Origin of the sequence: Streptomyces sp. NPDC048297, from assembly GCF_043201585.1 — a bacterium.
Taxonomy (GTDB): Bacteria; Actinomycetota; Actinomycetes; order Streptomycetales; family Streptomycetaceae; genus Streptomyces.
The window spans coordinates 38,280-55,014 of sequence record NZ_JBICZA010000033.1 but is presented as its reverse complement, the minus strand read 5'-3'; the positions used below and the strand labels follow the sequence as shown (position 1 = coordinate 55,014).

The following is a 16,735-nucleotide window of genomic DNA, read 5'->3' as shown; positions in this document are numbered from 1 at the left end:
GCCCCTTGATCTTTCTACCTCAACTCGGCCGCACCCATAGGGCATTCAACACAATCGGGGTAACTCGCTTGAACACCGACATCAAGGGCACCCGCCGTATCCGCAGAGCAGCCGCCGTCGCCGTCACGTCCGGCGCGCTGATCGCGACCGGAGCCCTCACCGCGGCGCCCGCGCAGGCCGTCACGACGCCCTCGATCATCGCCAAGGGCGGCTACGTGATGAACAACGCGAACGGTTCGTCGCTGTACTCGAAGGCCGCGGACACCAAGCGCTCCACCGGTTCCACCACCAAGATCATGACCGCCAAGGTCGTCCTCGCCCAGTCGAACCTCAACCTCGACAAGAAGGTGACGATCCAGAAGGCGTACAGCGACTACATCGTCGCGAACAACGCCTCCCAGGCCCACCTGATCGTCGGCGACAAGGTCACCGTCCGTCAGCTCCTGTACGGGCTGATGCTGCCGTCCGGCTGCGACGCCGCCTACGCCCTCGCGGACACCTACGGCTCCGGGTCCACCCGCGCCGCTCGCGTGAGCAACTTCATCGGCAAGATGAACTCCGCCGCGAAGAGCCTCGGCCTGAACAACACGCACTTCGACTCCTTCGACGGCATCGGCAAGGGGTCGAACTACTCGACGCCGAAGGACCTGACGAAGATCGCCAGCAGCGCGATGAAGAACTCGACGTTCCGCACGATCGTCAAGACGAAGTCGTACACGGCGAAGACGATCACCAAGACCGGCAGCACCCGCACGATGAACGCGTGGACCAACACCAACGGTCTGCTCAGCAGCTACAGCGGCACCATCGGCGTGAAGACCGGTTCCGGCCCCCAGGCCGGCTACTGCCTCGTCTTCGCCGCCACCCGGGGCGGCAAGACGGTCATCGGCACCGTCCTGTCCTCGACCTCGATCCCGAACCGTGAGTCGGACGCGAAGAAGCTCATGAGCTACGGCTTCGCCAAGCTCGGCTGACGCCACCCGCAGAGCACGGGCCCGTCGCACGGAACCACGCGGCGGGCCCTTCGCATACCCGGCGGCACAGCGCCGGTGCATGTGCTCGACCGGTCCTGACCTCTGCCCAGGAACGAGCAGAGGGGGCGGTCGCGCGTCTGAGTCGCGGCCGTCCCCTCCAGGTCCCGAAGGTCCCCCATGCGGTCCCGAAGGTACCCAATGAGGTCCCGGAGGTACCTAACTGCCCGTCATCACGCCCAGGAGATCAACCGCTTCGGCTGTTCCAGGATCGCCGCCACGTCCGCCAGGACCTTGGAGCCCAGTTCGCCGTCGACCAGGCGGTGGTCGAAGCTGAGGGCCAGGGTGGTGACCTGGCGGGGCTTGACCTTGCCCTTGTGGACCCACGGCTGGAGCTTGATCGCGCCGACCGCGAGGATCGCGGACTCGCCGGGGTTGAGGATCGGCGTGCCGGTGTCGACGCCGAAGACGCCGACGTTGGTGATGGTGACCGTGCCGCCCTGCATGGCGGCGGGGGACGTCTTGCCGTCCCGGGCCGTCGTCACCAGCTCGCCCAGTGCCTCGGACAGCTGCGGGAGCGTCTTGGCGTGGGCGTCCTTGATGTTCGGGACGATCAGACCGCGCGGGGTGGCGGCGGCGATGCCCAGGTTGACGTAGTGCTTGAGCACGATCTCCTGGTTGGCCTCGTCCCAGGACGCGTTGATGTCCGGGTTGCGCTTGATGGCGACCAGGAGGGCCTTGGCGACGAGCAGGAGAGGGTTGACCCGCAGGCCGTGGAACTCCTTGTCCTGCTTCAGCTCCTCGACCAGCTTCATCGTCCGGGTCACGTCCACCGTCACGAACTCCGTGACGTGCGGCGCGGTGAACGCGGAGCCGATCATGGCCTGCGCGGTGGCCTTGCGGACCCCCTTGACCTGGATCCGGGTCTCGCGCGCGCCGTCGTACGACGCGACGGCGGGTGCGGGAGCCGGGACGGCACGTGCGGGAGCCGGGACGGCGACCGGGGCGGCGACCGGGGTCTCCACGGCCGGCGCGGCGGCCTGGGGTGCGACCGCCGCGTGGACGTCCTCACGGGTGATGATCCCGTCCGGGCCGGACGGGACGATCACGGCGAGGTCGACGCCGAGGTCCTTCGCCAGCTTGCGCACCGGCGGCTTGGCCAGCGGGCGGGGCCGGCCGGGGACGGCCACGCCGGCGTGCCCGTTCAGCTCGGCCTGGAGCGCCTGCGCGGCAGGCGGGACCGCGACCTCGGGAACCGCGACCTCCGGAACCGTGACCTCGGCAACCGTGGTCTCGGGTCCCTTGCGGGGGCGGCGCTTGGTGGAGGAGGCGGCCACGCCGTAGCCGACCAGGACCGGCTGGCGGCCCTGCGGCTTCTCCTCGGGCTCGGGCTCCTCCGCGGGCGCCGGCGCGGCGGGCGCCGTGCCACCCGTGACGTCCACGGCGATGATCGCCGTGCCCACGTCCACCGTGGTGCCCTCGGGGAAGCGCAGCTCGCGGACCACGCCGTCGTAGGGGATGGGGAGTTCCACGGCCGCCTTGGCGGTCTCGACCTCGCACACCACCTGGCCGTCGGTGACCGTGTCACCGACCTGGACGTACCACTTGAGGATCTCGGCCTCGGTGAGCCCCTCGCCCACGTCCGGCATCTTGAACTCGCGTACGGAAGCTTCCGTCATCGTCGTCACGAACCCTCTCCTCAGTACGCCAGGGCACGGTCGACGGCGTCGAGCACCCGGTCGAGGCCCGGCAGGTACTCCTCCTCCAGGCGCGCCGGCGGGTACGGGGCGTGGTAGCCGCCGACCCGGAGCACCGGGGCCTCCAGGTGGTAGAAGCAGCGCTCCGTGATCCGGGCGGCGATCTCCGCGCCGGAGCCGAAGAACACCGGTGCCTCGTGGACGACGACCAGGCGGCGGGTCTTCTCGACCGAGGCCTGGATGGTGTCGAAGTCCAGCGGGCTGACCGAGCGCAGGTCCAGGACCTCCAGGGACTTGCCCTCCTCGGCGGCAGCGGCGGCGACCTCCTGGCAGAGCTTCACCATCGGGCCGTAGGCGGCGAGCGTGAGGTCCGTGCCCTCGCGGACGACGGCGGCCTTGTGCAGCGGGCCGGGGATGGCCTCGGTGCTGACCTCGCTCTTGTCCCAGTAGCGGCGCTTGGGCTCGAAGTAGATCACCGGGTCGTCGCTCTGGATGGCCTGCTGCATCATCCAGTAGGCGTCCGACGAGTTGGAGGGGCTGACGACCTTCAGACCGGCCACGTGCGCGAACAGCGCCTCCGGGGACTCGGAGTGGTGCTCGACCGCGCCGATGCCGCCGCCGTACGGGATGCGGATGACGACCGGCATCTTGACCTTGCCCAGCGAACGGGCGTGCATCTTCGCCAGCTGGGTGACGATCTGGTCGTATGCGGGGAAGACGAAGCCGTCGAACTGGATCTCCACCACCGGGCGGTAGCCGCGCAGGGCGAGGCCGATCGCGGTACCGACGATGCCGGACTCGGCGAGCGGGGTGTCGATGACGCGGCTCTCGCCGAAGTCCTTCTGGAGGCCGTCTGTGACGCGGAAGACACCGCCGAGCTTGCCGACGTCCTCGCCCATGACGAGGACCTTGGGGTCCGTCTCCAGCGCGCGGCGCAGCGACTCGTTGATCGCCTTGGCCAGGGCCATCTTCTCGGCCATCTCAGTGACCCCCCTCTGCGTCGGCGAACGACGCCTGGTAGGCGGCGAACTGGGCTCGCTCCTCGTCGACGAGCGCGTGCCCGTCCGCGTACGCGTTCTCGAAGATGGCGAAGTGGTCCGGGTCCGGCATGGAGCGGACCGCTTCGCGTACTCGTTTGCCGAACGTCTCGGACTCGGCCTCGAGTTCCGCGAAGAATCCCTCGTCCGCGTGGTTTGAGGCCTCCAGGTACCGGCGCAGGCGCAGGATCGGGTCCTTCGCCTCCCAGGCGGCGCGCTCGTCGTCGTGCCGGTAGCGGGTGGGGTCGTCGGAGGTGGTGTGGGCGCCCATGCGGTAGGTGAACGCCTCGACCAGGGTGGGCCCCTCGCCGGCGCGGGCGCGCTCCAGCGCCCAGCGGGTGACGGCGAGGCAGGCCAGCACGTCGTTGCCGTCCACGCGCACGCCCGGGAAGCCGAAGCCCTGCGCGCGCTGGTAGAGCGGCACGCGGGTCTGCTTCTCGGTCGGCTCGGAGATCGCCCACTGGTTGTTCTGGCAGAAGAACACGACGGGGGCGTTGTAGACCGCGGAGAAGGTGAACGCCTCGCTCACGTCGCCCTGGCTGGAGGCGCCGTCGCCGAAGTAGGCGATGACGCCCGCGTCGGCGCCGTCCTTGGCCACGCCCATGGCGTAGCCGGTGGCGTGCAGCGCCTGGGAGCCGATGACGATCGTGTAGAGGTGGAAGTTGTTGCTGTTGGGGTCCCAGCCGCCGTTGTTCACGCCGCGGAACATGCCCAGCAGGTTCGCCGGCTCGACCCCGCGGCACCAGGCGACGCCGTGCTCGCGGTAGGTCGGGAAGACGTAGTCGTCGTCGCGGGTGGCCCGGCCGGAGCCGATCTGGGCGGCCTCCTGGCCGAGCAGCGAGGGCCACAGGCCCAGCTCGCCCTGACGCTGGAGGGCGATGGCCTCGGCGTCGAAACGGCGGGTGAGCACCATGTCGCGGTACAGGCCGCGCAGGTCTTCGGGGGTGATCCCGGCGACGTACGCGTCGTACTCCGGGTTCTCGACCCGCTCGCCCTCGGGCGTCAGAAGCTGGACGAGTTCGGGATCGGTGCTCTTCTTGGTGGTGCGGCTGGTGCGCTTGGCGCCGGTGGCTCCGGTACTGCTGCCGGTGGTACCGGCCTTGCCTGCGGCGGTGCGTCGCGGCTTGCGCGCGGCACTGCTCTCCACGGTCACGTGTGCTCCTCCGTCGGTCCGGCCCCCGGGGTTGCCGGTAGGCCAGTGCGGCTCACCTGTTGTCGACCACCGGGCACGGGGTGGGTGCCACTCGGCCGGGAACAGGCGTGACAGGTGCCCCGGCGAGCGCCCTGCGACAATTACGTTACCCAGTGCTCCACATTTCTGTGAAACCCCACCTGACCTGCGTTTTTGCTTGGATTTCCAAGTAAATCGCCGCAGCCTGGAAGCTCGCTGGTCACAGCCTCGCAGGAGGCCGGAACAACGGCACGTTATCCCGGGCACCCCGGACACGGGAAGAGTCGACGTGTGACTCCGAACTCGCACACGAAGACGGAAAAGTCGGGGTATCTCCGGTCGGTCACCACGGCGTGGCGAGTGACGGCGAGGGTCAGGCGAGGATCATCGGAAAAGTCTCCGGATTTTTCAGCCGGCCTTTCGATCGCCGTTCCGTAGTTCATCCCATGACCTCGTGTGACCAAAAGCGACCACTGACGACTGCCTGTGACAAGCCCCAGCTCACGGCCCCTTTTCTTGCCCTAGCATCTGCCGCGTGCCGCGCCTTTGTGTACCACCCCTCACGCTCCACGCGCCCCCTCTGAGCGCCCTTCTGCCCCTGTACTCCGCCGGTACGGCGCTCGCCTGCGAACCCGTCGACCAGGGCCTGCTCAACCGCGGCTACCGGCTGCGCACCACCCGCGGCCACTACTTCCTCAAGCACCACTTCGACCCCGACACCGCCGACCCCGCCGCCATCGAGCGCCGGCATCGCGCCACCCAGCGCCTGGCCGCCCTCGGCGTCCCGGTCGCCCCGCCGCTCGCGCACCGCGAGGGCCGCACCGTCGCCGTCGTCGGCGGCCACGCGTACGCCTTGCACCCCTGGATCGACGGCAGGCACCGCCACGGCGGCCAGCTCACCGAGGGCGAGAGCGCACGCCTGGGGGCGCTCCTGGGCGCCGTGCACGCCTGCCTGGAGCGCGTGATGCCCCCGAAGGGGCGCACGCGCCCGGCGACGAGCCCCCATCCCGTGGAGAGCGCCGACCCGGCCGACACCTACGCCCTCATCGACGACCTGCTCGCCCGGGTCCACCGCCACCGCCCCGCCGACGCCTTCGACGAACTGGCCCGCCACCGGCTCCTGGAACGCCGCTCGCTCCTGGAGCAGCACGCCGGCCGGCGCCCGCCCCGAGGCGGCCCGGTCGGCTGGGTGCACGGCGACTTCCACCCGTTCAACCTGCTCTACAAGGACGACGCCCCCGCCGCCATCGTCGACTGGGACCGGCTCGGCGTGCAGCCCCGCGCCGAGGAGGCCGTACGCGCCGCCGCGATCTTCTTCGTGCGGCCCGCGGGCGCGCTGGACCTACCGAAGGTACGGGCCTACGCGCGCGCGTACCGGCGCGCGGCCCGTGCCACGCCCTCGGAGCTGGCGGCGGCCGTGCACCGGGTGTGGTGGGAGCGGCTGAACGACTTCTGGATGCTGCGCTGGCACTACGAACGCGACGACACCCGCGCGGACTGCCAGTTCCCGGCCGCCTCGGCGCTCGCGGTGTGGTGGACGCGGGAGTACGACGCGGTGTGCGACGCGTTCGTGCGATGAGGCCCGCGATCAGGCCATGGCCGGCACGCGCGCGCGTGGCTGCTCGGACGACTGCGCGTGGCTACGGACCGTGGCCCGCACGCGTGCGTGACTGCTCGGACCGCGGGGCTCGCACGCGTGCGTGAGGCCGTGACCCGCACACGCGCGTGAGGCCGTAGCTCGGCTCGCACGCGCGCGTGGTGGCTGCTCAGGGGCCGGTGGTGCCCGTCGTGCCGGTCGTCGTACCCGCGTCGGTGCCGCCGCCGACCGTGGTGCCCGGGTCCGTGCCGCCGGCGGCCGGGTCCGTCGGCTGGGACGGGGTGGTCTGCGGGTCCGTCGGCTCCTGCGTGGTCGGCTCGTCCGTCGGCTGGTCGGTCGGCTCGGAGGTGGTGGTGTCGGTCGGAGCCTGCGTCGAGGTGTCCGTCGGCGTCGACCAGCCCGAACCGCCGTCCGTGCCCGAACTGTCGTCCGTGGTCGTGTCCGTGGGCTGGTCGGTGCTCTCGTCGGTCGGCGCCTCGGAGGGCGTGTCGTCCTTCGTGGTCTGCGAGTGGCTCGGCGGCGGCGTGGTGCCGGAGCCCGTGTCGCCGCCGGTGTTGTGCAGCGCCAGCGCGACACCCGCGACGACCGCGACCACCGCGAGGGCGGCGAGGATCCACAGCTTGCCGCGCCCGCTGCCCCTGTTGCCGTGCCCCTCGAAGCCGCCGTCGTCGCCGTTGCCGTACCCGGCGGGCAGGATCTGCTGCGGGATCTGTGTGGTGCCGGCGCCGAAGTCGCCGGGGTGCTGCATCGCGGTCGTCCGCGCGAAGCCGCCGGGCGGGGTGGCGCGGCCGTCGTGCATGTCCACCGGCCCGGTGTTCCAGGTGCCGGTGTGGCCGCCCTGCTCGTACAGCATCTGCAGGCTGTACTGGATCAGGCCGCGCATCTCCTCGGCCGTCTGGAACCGGTCGTCCGGCTCCTTGGCCAGCGAGCGCATGACCAGCCCGTCCAGCTCCGGCGGGCAGCCGGCCGCGACCTCGGACGGCGGGACCGGGATGTCCTGGACGTGCTGGTAGACCACCGACAGCGGGGTCTCACCGGTGAACGGGGGCCTGAGCGCGAGCAGTTCGTACAGCAGGCAGCCGGTGGCGTACAGGTCGGAACGGTGGTCGACGGCCTTGCCGAGCGCCTGCTCCGGGGAGAGGTACTGAGGGGTGCCCATGACCATGCCGGTCTGCGTCATGGTCGACTGCGCGCCGTGCAGGGCGCGGGCGATGCCGAAGTCCATCACCTTGACGGCGCCGTTGTCGGTGATGATGACGTTGGCCGGCTTGATGTCGCGGTGCACGATGCCGTGCTGGTGCGAATAGGCGAGCGCCTCCAGCACACCGGAGACGATGATCAGGGCCTGCTCGGGGCCCGGCGCCTGAGCGTTGATCAGCAGGTCGCGGATGGTGCGGCCCTCGACCAGCTCCATCACGATGTACGGCACGGACTGGCCGCCCGCGACGACGTCCTCACCGGAGTCGTACACGGCGACGATCGCGTGGTGGTTGAGGCCGGCCACCGACTGGGCCTCGCGCGTGAACCGCGCCTTGGAGACCGGGTCCTCGGCGAGATCGGCGCGCAGCAGCTTGACGGCGACGGTGCGGCCCAGACGGACGTCCTCGGCGGCGAAGACCTCGGCCATGCCGCCCCGGCCCAGGCGGTGGGTCAGCCGGTAGCGGCCGTCACCGACGAGCCCCGCGTTGCCCCACATCTCCGGCGCGTCCGACATACCGCCGCCAGCCGCCTCGGGGTCGGACGGGCCCTGGGCGCTGTGCGTCTGTGCCATCTGTCCTCGCCGTCGTTTCTGCCCGCGGTGCGCGCGGTGTTGTCACGGTCTCCGTCGGCCACGCTACAGCCTTCGCGGGAACCTCCGGTCCGGAACAGGCACCCGGGGTCGGCCCGCGACGGACCGGCCATGAAACCTCGCACACCTGCTGTCGTGCAAATTCTGTGTACCGGACGTACGACTGCGGTAACGCTTCCGCGACGCTTCCTTCGCGTACGGTCACGGAACGGGCACCGAGCTTGACGTGTCAGTGCCCTGGGGCAGACTTGGCCGGGAATGGCACATTCGATCAAGGCATGTTAGCCAGGCGACGGCGCCGGACGGCCAGTGGTGGGGGACGCGGAAAGATGAGCCAGGACGGCGCGCAGGGCCGGTATGCGGGGCGAGCGGTGGCCGGCGGCCGCTATCAGCTGCGTGACTTGCTCGGTGAAGGCGGCATGGCCTCGGTGCACCTGGCGTACGACGCCGTGCTGGACCGTCAGGTCGCGCTCAAGACGCTGCACACCGAGCTGGGCCGGGAGCAGGCCTTCCGTGAGCGGTTCCGCCGCGAGGCACAGGCCGTGGCCAAGCTCACGCACACCAACATCGTCTCGGTCTTCGACACGGGCGAGGACGACCTGGACGGCATGACCACGCCGTACATCGTCATGGAGTACATCGAGGGCCGCCCGCTGGGCTCCGTCCTCGACGAGGATGTCCGCCAGTACGGCGCGATGCCCGCCGACAAGGCCCTGAAGATCACCGCGGACGTGCTCGCCGCGCTGGAGATCAGCCACGAGATGGGGCTGGTCCACCGCGACATCAAGCCGGGCAACGTGATGATGACCAAGCGTGGCGTGGTCAAGGTCATGGACTTCGGCATCGCGCGTGCCATGCAGTCCGGCGTCACCTCGATGACCCAGACCGGCATGGTCGTCGGCACCCCGCAGTACCTCTCGCCCGAACAGGCCCTGGGCCGGGGCGTGGACGCGCGCTCCGACCTGTACTCGGTCGGCATCATGCTGTTCCAGCTGGTCACCGGCAGGCTGCCGTTCGACGCGGACTCGCCACTGGCGATCGCGTACGCGCACGTGCAGGAGGAGCCGGTCGCGGCGTCCTCCGTGAACCGCTCGCTGCCGCCCGCCGTGGACGCGCTGATCGCCCGCGCGCTGAAGAAGAACCCGAACGAGCGTTTCCCGACCGCCGAGTCCATGCGCGACGAATGCCTGCGCGTGGCCGCCTCCTTCCAGGCCGCGGCGCCGAGCATCGTGCAGGGCACGGGGCCGACGCAGAGCGGTTCGGGCGTGGGTTCCGCGGTGTTCCCGCCGGTCGGCCAGCAGACCCCGGCGGCCGGCGGCCCGGTGCAGACGCCGTACCAGCCGACTCCTGCGCCGGGCCCCTACGGCACCCCGCCGCCGACCAACCCGGGCCCGGCCCAGCCCCCGGCCCCCTCCTACGGCTACCCGCAGCAGGGTGGCTACCCGACCCCGGCGGTCGGGTACGGGCAGCAGGGGTCCTCGACCCCGCCGCCGTACAACCTCACGCCCCAGACCACGGCGCAGTCCTCCGGCGGGGGCGGCGGCAGGAACAACAAGCCGGTGATCATCGGCTCGATCGTGGTGTCACTGATCGCGGTCGTCGGCCTGATCGTCGCGCTGACGCTGAACGGCGGGAGCGAGGACAACAAGGGCGGCGGTGGCACCAGCCCCTCGGCGACGACCGTCGCACCGGAGCACCGGGGCCCCGACACCACGAAGACGATCGACAAGACCCTGTGCACGGAGCCCCAGGAGTCGTACAACGACCCGGACAAGATCCAGCTCCCGGACTTCCGGTTCAAGTACATCAAGTCCGTCAAGGAGTGTGCCGCGGGCGCGGGCTGGCGGGTGACGACGGTGAAGGTGGACGAGAACACCTACGGCGAGGGCGCGGTCATCGACCAGTTCCCGAAGCCCGGCACGGACGTCGACCCGAAGAAGGTCGAGATCCAGCTCAACGTGTCGACGGGCGACCCGTCGTAACGTCGGGAAGAACGGCAGGATCAACGGCATACGGAAGGGCCCGGCGGACGTCCGCCGGGCCCTTCCGATTGTCGGAGCCAGTGGCTACGGGTACGAGTTCCGGGGCCGGGGGCTACGGGTACGAGTTCCGGGGCCAGGGGCTACAGGTACGAGTTCCGGGGCCAGGGGCTACAGGTACGAGTTCCGAGGCCGGGGGCTACAGGTACGGGCCGCCCGACCGGCCGCCCGACTGCGGCTCGTCGCCGTCGTGGGACATGCCCGGCGGGAGCGCGCGGCGCATCTGCTCCAGCTGGGCCCGCGCGGCCATCTGCTGGGCGAACAGCGTGGTCTGGATCCCGTGGAAGAGGCCCTCCAGCCAGCCCACCAACTGGGCCTGCGCGATGCGCAGTTCCGCGTCGCTCGGGGTGACGTCGTCCATGAAGGGCAGGGAGATCCGCTCCAGCTCCTCGACCAGCTCGGGCGCCAGGCCGTCCTCCAGCTCCTTCACGGAGCTGCGGTGGATCTGCTTGAGCCGGGCCCGGCTCGCCTCGTCCAGAGGGGCCGCGCGCACCTCCTCCAGGAGTTGCTTGATCATGCTGCCGATCCGCATGACCTTGGCCGGCTGCTCGACCTGCTCCGTCACCGGGATCTCGCGGGGCTCCTCGCCGCCACCTCCGCTGCCGAGGGCCATTCCGTCCTGGCCCACGACGAGGATCTGAGGATTCTCCGGCGACCGTTCGTTCCTCGGCATCTCCATGCGGCCATTGTCGCGCACCGGTCCACGTCACCACCGTGGCACCCCCCGTTACCGCCGATCACCGGTGCCGCCGATGACCACACGGTGGTGCCCGCCAGGAGGGTCGCCTGGGGGTCGCCTGGGGGGGCGCCCGGGGGTCGCCGATCCGGCGTGTAGACCTGTCGGCCCAATCCGAAATGCCTGACCTGTCAGCAAATGTGAGGCTTGATTCCGTCGATTTCTCCGACGGTCACGGCAACAGGGTTCCGGGAGGTCACCGACGTGACTCCATGGCTGCGACTCACGCTCCGCCTCGTGCGGCTGCTCCTCGTCCTCGCGGCGAGCGCGCCCGCGTACGGCTCGGCCACCGCGTACGGCGCGGAGGCGGCCCCACCGGGCTCCCCCGCGTCCTTGGCCCGGACGTCCGCCCCTCCCCCTTCCTCCCCGTCGACGTCCTCCACGGCGTCCCCCTCGCCCTCGGCCTCGTCCTCGGCTTCCTCGTCCGCCTCCGCCGGTGTGCCGGTCCTCGGCACCGCCGACCGCTCCGCGTCCGCCTCGCCGCCCGAGCCCTCGCGGGCCGGCAGCCGGGCGGGCGAGGGACGGACGCGGCCGGGGCGGCCGGACGGGCCGGCGGCCGAGGAGGAGGGCGCCGAGACCGCGTCGGCGTCCGGGACCGCCGCGCCGTCCGAAGCCGCGGACGCCGAGGACACCGAGGACGGCTACGCGCAGGAGCCGGAGACGGTGGACAGCCGGGACGCGACGCCGACGGCCTCCGACACGCCCCGGGAAGCCGGGCTGGCCCCCGTGCGGACCGCGGCGCCGACCACGGCCGGGGCCGCCGTCCGCCAGAGCGAGGCCCCCACCGCGTCGGCGCCGCACATCCTCCCGCTGGGCAGCGGGCTCGTCCTCATCGGCCTGGGCCTGGCCCTGGCATTCGTCGGCCTGCGAGTACGACGAAGCTGACCCGCAGGACCGAGCGCCTGCCACGGCCGACGGCTGACGGCTCACCGTTTACGGCTCACGACTCACCGCTCACGACTCACCGCTCACGACGCGACGAGCAGCACCTTCCCGATGTTCCCGCTGTCCTCCAGCACCCGGTGCGCCTGGGCCGCGTCCGTCATGGGCAGCTCGCGGTCGACCACCGGACGGATGTGCCCCGAGGCGATCAGCGGCCACACGTGCTCGCGCACGGCCGCCACGATGGCCGTCTTCTCGCCCAGCGGCCGGGCCCGCAGCGAGGTCGCGCTGATGGCGGCCCGCTTGCCCAGCAGGGCGGCGATGTTCAGCTCGGCCTTGATGCCGCCCTGCATGCCGATGATCGCGAGGCGTCCGTTGACGGCGAGGGCCTGGACGTTGCGGTCCAGGTACTTGGCGCCCATGTTGTCCAGGATGACGTCGGCGCCCGCGCCGTCCGTGGCCCGCGCGATCTCGGCGACGAAGTCCTGCTCGCGGTAGTTGATGAGCACGTCCGCGCCCAGCTCGGCGCAGAAGTCCAGCTTCTCCTTGCTCCCGGCCGTCACCGCGACCCGCGCGCCGACCGCCTTGGCCAGCTGGATCGCCATCGTGCCGATGCCGCTGGAGCCCCCGTGCACGAGCAGCAGCTCGCCGGGGCGCAGATGGGCGACCATGAAGACGTTGGACCAGACCGTGCAGACCACCTCGGGCAGTGCCGCCGCCCGCTTCAGGTCGACGCCCTGGGGGACGGGCAGCAACTGCCCGGCCGGGACGGGCACCTTCTGGGCGTAACCGCCGCCCGCGAGAAGTGCGCACACCTCGTCGCCGACCGCCCAGCCGGAGACCCCGGGGCCGGCGGCCACGATCCGGCCGGAGCACTCCAGGCCGGGATAAGGGGACGCGCCGGGCGGCGGGTCGTAGAAGCCCTGCCGTTGCAGGAGATCGGCACGGTTGACGGCACTGGCCACCACCTCGACCAGTACCTCGCCCTCTCCGGGCACCGGATCGGGCACCTCGGCCCACACCAGCGCCTCGGGTCCGCCAGGTTCGGGAATCGTGATCGCATGCATGGCGACGACGCTACCCCCGGCGGATGCCCCCCGCTGGGGGAGACCCGCTCAGTCGTGCGGCAACGGGCGGGCCTGGGGCGTGACCCGGGCGCCGGGCGTCGCACGGACGATGGTGATCAGACGGTCCGTCAGCTGGAGGGTGCCGATGGACGGGTCGTCGTAGCCGAGGACCCGGTGGCCGCGGACGACGCTCACCACGAGGTCGTCCGTCTCGCGCGGCTTCTTGCCCACCTCGGCCCGCACCACCGGTCGTTCCATGATGTCCAGGCCGCTGCCCTGCTGGATCAGGTCCTCCATGACCATGCCGGCGGCGGGGCTGAACACGGAAAGGCCGAGCAGCCGGCCGGCCGCGCCGGAGCTGGTGATGACGGCGTCGGCACCGGACTGCTTGAGCAGCGGGGCGTTCTCCTCCTCGCGCACGGCGGCCACGATCTTCGCGCCCCGGTTGAGCTGGCGGGCCGTCAGGGTGACGAGGACGGCGGTGTCGTCGCGCTGCGGCGCCACGATGATCTGCCGTGCCCTGTGCACCTCGGCGCGCCGGAGGACGTCACTGCGGGTGGCGTCGCCCACGACGCCCGCGTAGCCCTCGGAGTTCGCCGCCTCGATCGCCTTGGAGCTGGGGTCGACCACGACGACCTGCTCCTTCTTCAGCCCGGTCGCACAGACGGTCTGGATGGCTGACCGCCCCTTCGTGCCGAAGCCGATGACCACGGTGTGGTCGCGCACGGTGGACCTCCAGCGGTTCAGACGCCATTCCTCGCGGGTGCGTTCGGTGAGGACCTCCAGCGTCGTGCCGACCAGGATGATCAGGAACAGCACGCGCAGCGGGGTGATGACGAAGATGTTGGTGAGCCGGGCGCTGTCGCTGACCGGCGTGATGTCGCCGTATCCGGTGGTGGAGAGGGTGACGGTCGCGTAGTAGAACGAGTCGAGCAGGTCGAGGGCGTTGTCGGCGTTGTCGTGGTAGCCGTCGCGGTCGGCATAGACGACGAACGCGGTGGCGACCAGCACCAGCAGGGCCACGATCAGGCGTTTGCCGACCTGCCGGATCGGCCGGTCGACCACTTTCCTCGGGAGTTTCACCCGGTGGGTCACCAGATCGTCGCCCGCCTGGCGGGCTATGACGTCATGGCCGGGAAGTTTCACGTGAAACACACCCCGATTCCCGCACTCGCCCAGGGCAGATCGAGCAGTTCGGTCTCCTCCCCGTGCCGGGCCCCGCCGGGCGGTACGACGGCCAGCGCGTCGGCGGCGGCGATCCCGCGCAGCATGGCCGGGCCGTTGTAGTGCAGCGGCACGGCGCGGTCGCCGCGCAGTACGACGGGGACGAGCCGGGTGTCGTACGGATGCCCGTGCACCGCCTCCGTCAGCGGCAGGGTGTAGGGCTCGGGGGCGGGCCGGGCGGCGAGGGTACGCAGCAGCGGCTCGGCGAGCGTGACCAGGCCGGAGACCGCCGCGAGGGGATTGCCGGGGAGACCGACGAGGTGCTGGTCCTCCTTCGTGCGGGCCAGCAGCATGGGGTGGCCGGGGCGCACCTTGACGCCGTCGACGAGGAGTTCGGCGCCGATGCGGTCCAGGGTGGGGTGCACGTGGTCGACCGGTCCGGCCGCGGTGCCGCCGGTGGTGACGATCAGGTCGGCGCGCGAGGTGGTGAGCGCCTTGCGCAGCGCCTTGGCGTCGTCCCCGAGCCGGCGTACGGCGATGACGTCGGCGCCGAGGGCACGCAGCCAGGGCGGCAGCAGGGGGCCGAGCGCGTCCCGGATCAGGCCGTCGCGCGGGAGTCCCTCGGTGAGCAGTTCGTCGCCGAGGACGAGGACTTCGGCACGGGGCCGGGGGACGGTGCCGAGCGTGTCGTAGCCGGCCGCCGCGGCGAGGCCCAGGACGGCGGGGGTGACCAGGGTGCCGACGGGCAGCAACTGGTCGCCGCTGCGGCACTCCTGGCCACGCGGGCGGATGTCCTGACCGTGACTCATCTCCCGGGTGGAGTGGAGCCGGCCCTGGGCGTCGGTACGGCCGTGCTCGGTGCGCAGCACGGCGGTGGTGTCGGCGGGGATGCGGGCACCGGTGGCGATACGGACCGCCTCGCCGTCGGTGAGCGGCTCGGGCCGGGCATGTCCGGCGAGCACACCCTCGTCCCGCACCTGCCAGGGGCCGGGGCCGGCGACGGCCCAGCCGTCCATCGCGGAGGTGTCGAAGGACGGCAGGTCGCTGAGCGCGTCCAGGGGCGCGGCGAGGACCAGGCCGAGGGCGTCGGCGAGGGGGACGGAGACGGGCGCGTGACGGCTGCCCGCGCTGCGAGCGGACCCGGTGACTCGGGCGGCGCGCACGGCCTGGGCCGCGATCTCGCGGGCCCGGGGCCAGGGCGTGGCCCGGTGCCGCTCGTGCGGGCGTGCGGTGTGCGGGGCCGGGTGCTCGCCCTGCGGGGCGGGGCGTTCGCTCTGTGAGGCGGGGCGTTCGCTCTGCGAGGCGGGGGTGGGGGTGGGGGCGGGCCGGTGGCCGGCGCGGTCGTCCCCGGGCTCCCGTACGAGGGCCAGGGCCTCCTCGACGTCGAGGTCGTCGAGGTCGTTGAGACCGCCGGGACTGCCGTGGCCGCCGTGGCCGCTGAGACCGTTGCGGTCATCGCGGCCGTCGAGACCGTTGCGGCCGTCACGGTCCCCGGCGGGCCTGCCGGCCCGGGTGCCGGGGGCGGTCATCCGGCGTCCGGGGCGGAGCCGCCCCCCTTGGACTCTGCCGGGTTCCCTTCCTCCTGGCCCTCTTCCTCCCAGCGCCGAGCCAGCTCGGTCACCTTGCGGGCGGCCTCGGCGACGGCCTCGGGGCCGCCCTTGCCCTGGGCGGCGGCGTACCCGACGAGGAAGGTGGTGAGCGGCGCTGCGGGGCGGGCCACACCGTGCGCGACGTCGCGGGCGACGTCGAGCAGGACGGGGGTGTCGACGTCCAGGTCGATGCCCAGCTCGTTCTTGACTGCGGTGATCCATTCATCCAGCACGTGCCCATGCTCCCTGATGCGTGTCCGGGCGCGGGAGATGTCCTCCCAGGTGTCGCAGTCGAAGGACGCGAGGGGGTCCTCGACGCGGGTGAGGCGCAGGGCTCCGGTGAGCCGGCGCAGGGGAAGGCCGGTGAGGCCGCCCTCGGCGGCGGAGAGGCCGGCGAGGGCCCGGCGCAGTGCGGCGGTGCGGTAGGCGGCCACGAGCGGCTGGTCACGGCCGCCCGCGTCGGTGAGCAGCGCACCGTCGGCGCCGGTGTCCCTCAGGGCGGCCAACAGCCTTCGCACGGTGGCTTCTTCGAGGAACGGCAGGTCGGCGGAGAGGACGACGGCATGCGCGGCGGTGGTGAGCCGCAGGCCGGCGTCCAGCGCGGCGACCGGTCCGGCGCCGGGCGGTTCCTCGCGCGCCCAGCTCACCGGACGGGCGGTGGGACGCCGGTCGGCCACGACGACGGTCGTGGCCGCGTCTTCGCAGGCCGCGAGCACCCGGTCGAGCAGGGCGCGCCCGCCGACCCGGACACCGGGCTTGTCGGCACCGCCGAGCCGCCGCGCGGCGCCACCGGCAAGCACGACGGCGTCGTACGCGCCGGTGGTCCCTGGGCCGGTGAGTCCGGGGACTTCGCGCCCGGGGACGGCGGGCCCGGGACCGGTGGGTCCGGTGTCCCGGTCGTCGGGCCCGGGGGCGGCGGGTTCGTGGACGGTCACCCCCCGAGTATGTCCCGCGGGCCGCCGCTCGCGGACCCCGCGTGGATCACTTTGCGAGGCT

At 71.9% G+C, this 16,735-nt stretch carries 13 protein-coding genes; 4 read left to right on the top strand and 9 right to left on the bottom strand.

Annotation, left to right across the window (positions count from 1 at the left end; genetic code table 11):
* The first annotated feature begins 68 nt into the window (after positions 1-68).
* Positions 69-974 carry a D-alanyl-D-alanine carboxypeptidase family protein gene (locus tag ACGFYV_RS29650; RefSeq protein ID WP_393881578.1) on the top strand — a complete coding sequence of 302 codons (906 nt, stop codon included), beginning with the start codon at positions 69-71 and terminating at the stop codon, positions 972-974.
* A 230-nt stretch (positions 975-1,204) separates the two neighbouring features.
* On the opposite strand, the gene ACGFYV_RS29645 is transcribed toward ACGFYV_RS29650, so the two are convergent.
* The 3 genes from ACGFYV_RS29645 to pdhA are packed head-to-tail and all read right to left on the bottom strand — an operon-like array spanning position 1,205 to position 4,858.
* Complete coding sequence (locus tag ACGFYV_RS29645; protein ID WP_393881577.1) at positions 1,205-2,659, bottom strand: dihydrolipoamide acetyltransferase family protein; 1,455 nt, start codon at positions 2,657-2,659, stop codon at positions 1,205-1,207.
* A gap of 11 nt (positions 2,660-2,670) precedes the next feature.
* Complete coding sequence (locus tag ACGFYV_RS29640; RefSeq protein ID WP_393881576.1) at positions 2,671-3,648, bottom strand: alpha-ketoacid dehydrogenase subunit beta; 978 nt, start codon at positions 3,646-3,648, stop codon at positions 2,671-2,673.
* Position 3,649: 1 nt separating this feature from the next.
* The gene (gene pdhA / locus ACGFYV_RS29635; RefSeq protein ID WP_393881575.1) at positions 3,650-4,858 is read right to left on the bottom strand and encodes a pyruvate dehydrogenase (acetyl-transferring) E1 component subunit alpha; all 1,209 of its coding nucleotides are present in this window, start codon (positions 4,856-4,858) and stop codon (positions 3,650-3,652) included.
* Positions 4,859-5,411: 553 nt separating this feature from the next.
* Between pdhA and ACGFYV_RS29630 the strand changes: the two genes are divergently transcribed.
* Entirely contained in the window at positions 5,412-6,455 is a 1,044-nt protein-coding gene (locus tag ACGFYV_RS29630) for a phosphotransferase (protein WP_393881574.1), read from the top strand.
* A 187-nt stretch (positions 6,456-6,642) separates the two neighbouring features.
* Here the strand turns inward: ACGFYV_RS29630 and ACGFYV_RS29625 are convergent, their stop codons facing one another.
* The gene (locus tag ACGFYV_RS29625) at positions 6,643-8,244 is read right to left on the bottom strand and encodes a protein kinase (protein WP_393881573.1); all 1,602 of its coding nucleotides are present in this window, start codon (positions 8,242-8,244) and stop codon (positions 6,643-6,645) included.
* A 347-nt stretch (positions 8,245-8,591) separates the two neighbouring features.
* Here ACGFYV_RS29625 and ACGFYV_RS29620 point away from each other — a divergent pair, with 347 nt between their 5' ends.
* Entirely contained in the window at positions 8,592-10,244 is a 1,653-nt protein-coding gene (locus ACGFYV_RS29620) for a protein kinase (protein ID WP_393881572.1), read from the top strand.
* Between the two features lie 196 nt (positions 10,245-10,440).
* Here ACGFYV_RS29620 and ACGFYV_RS29615 read toward each other — a convergent pair whose 3' ends face one another.
* On the bottom strand, positions 10,441-10,980 hold the full coding sequence (locus ACGFYV_RS29615; protein ID WP_393881571.1) for a bacterial proteasome activator family protein: 540 nt from the start codon (positions 10,978-10,980) through the stop codon (positions 10,441-10,443).
* 261 nt (positions 10,981-11,241) lie between these two features.
* Between ACGFYV_RS29615 and ACGFYV_RS29610 the strand changes: the two genes are divergently transcribed.
* On the top strand, positions 11,242-11,922 hold the full coding sequence (locus ACGFYV_RS29610; RefSeq protein ID WP_393881570.1) for a hypothetical protein: 681 nt from the start codon (positions 11,242-11,244) through the stop codon (positions 11,920-11,922).
* A gap of 83 nt (positions 11,923-12,005) precedes the next feature.
* On the opposite strand, the gene ACGFYV_RS29605 is transcribed toward ACGFYV_RS29610, so the two are convergent.
* From ACGFYV_RS29605 to ACGFYV_RS29590, 4 genes are read right to left on the bottom strand one after another with little or no spacing between them, the layout of a single operon-like run.
* Positions 12,006-12,986: an NAD(P)H-quinone oxidoreductase gene (locus tag ACGFYV_RS29605; RefSeq protein WP_393881569.1), complete on the bottom strand. Its 981-nt coding sequence runs from the start codon at positions 12,984-12,986 to the stop codon at positions 12,006-12,008.
* A gap of 48 nt (positions 12,987-13,034) precedes the next feature.
* The gene (locus ACGFYV_RS29600; RefSeq protein WP_393881568.1) at positions 13,035-14,132 is read right to left on the bottom strand and encodes a potassium channel family protein; all 1,098 of its coding nucleotides are present in this window, start codon (positions 14,130-14,132) and stop codon (positions 13,035-13,037) included.
* Entirely contained in the window at positions 14,129-15,679 is a 1,551-nt protein-coding gene (locus ACGFYV_RS29595; protein WP_393881567.1) for a molybdopterin-binding protein, read from the bottom strand. Before ACGFYV_RS29595 ends, ACGFYV_RS29600 begins: the two co-directional genes overlap by 4 nt.
* Complete coding sequence (locus ACGFYV_RS29590; protein ID WP_393881566.1) at positions 15,676-16,674, bottom strand: NTP transferase domain-containing protein; 999 nt, start codon at positions 16,672-16,674, stop codon at positions 15,676-15,678. The genes ACGFYV_RS29595 and ACGFYV_RS29590 overlap by 4 nt, the downstream gene beginning before the upstream one ends.
* Positions 16,675-16,735 lie beyond the last annotated feature (61 nt).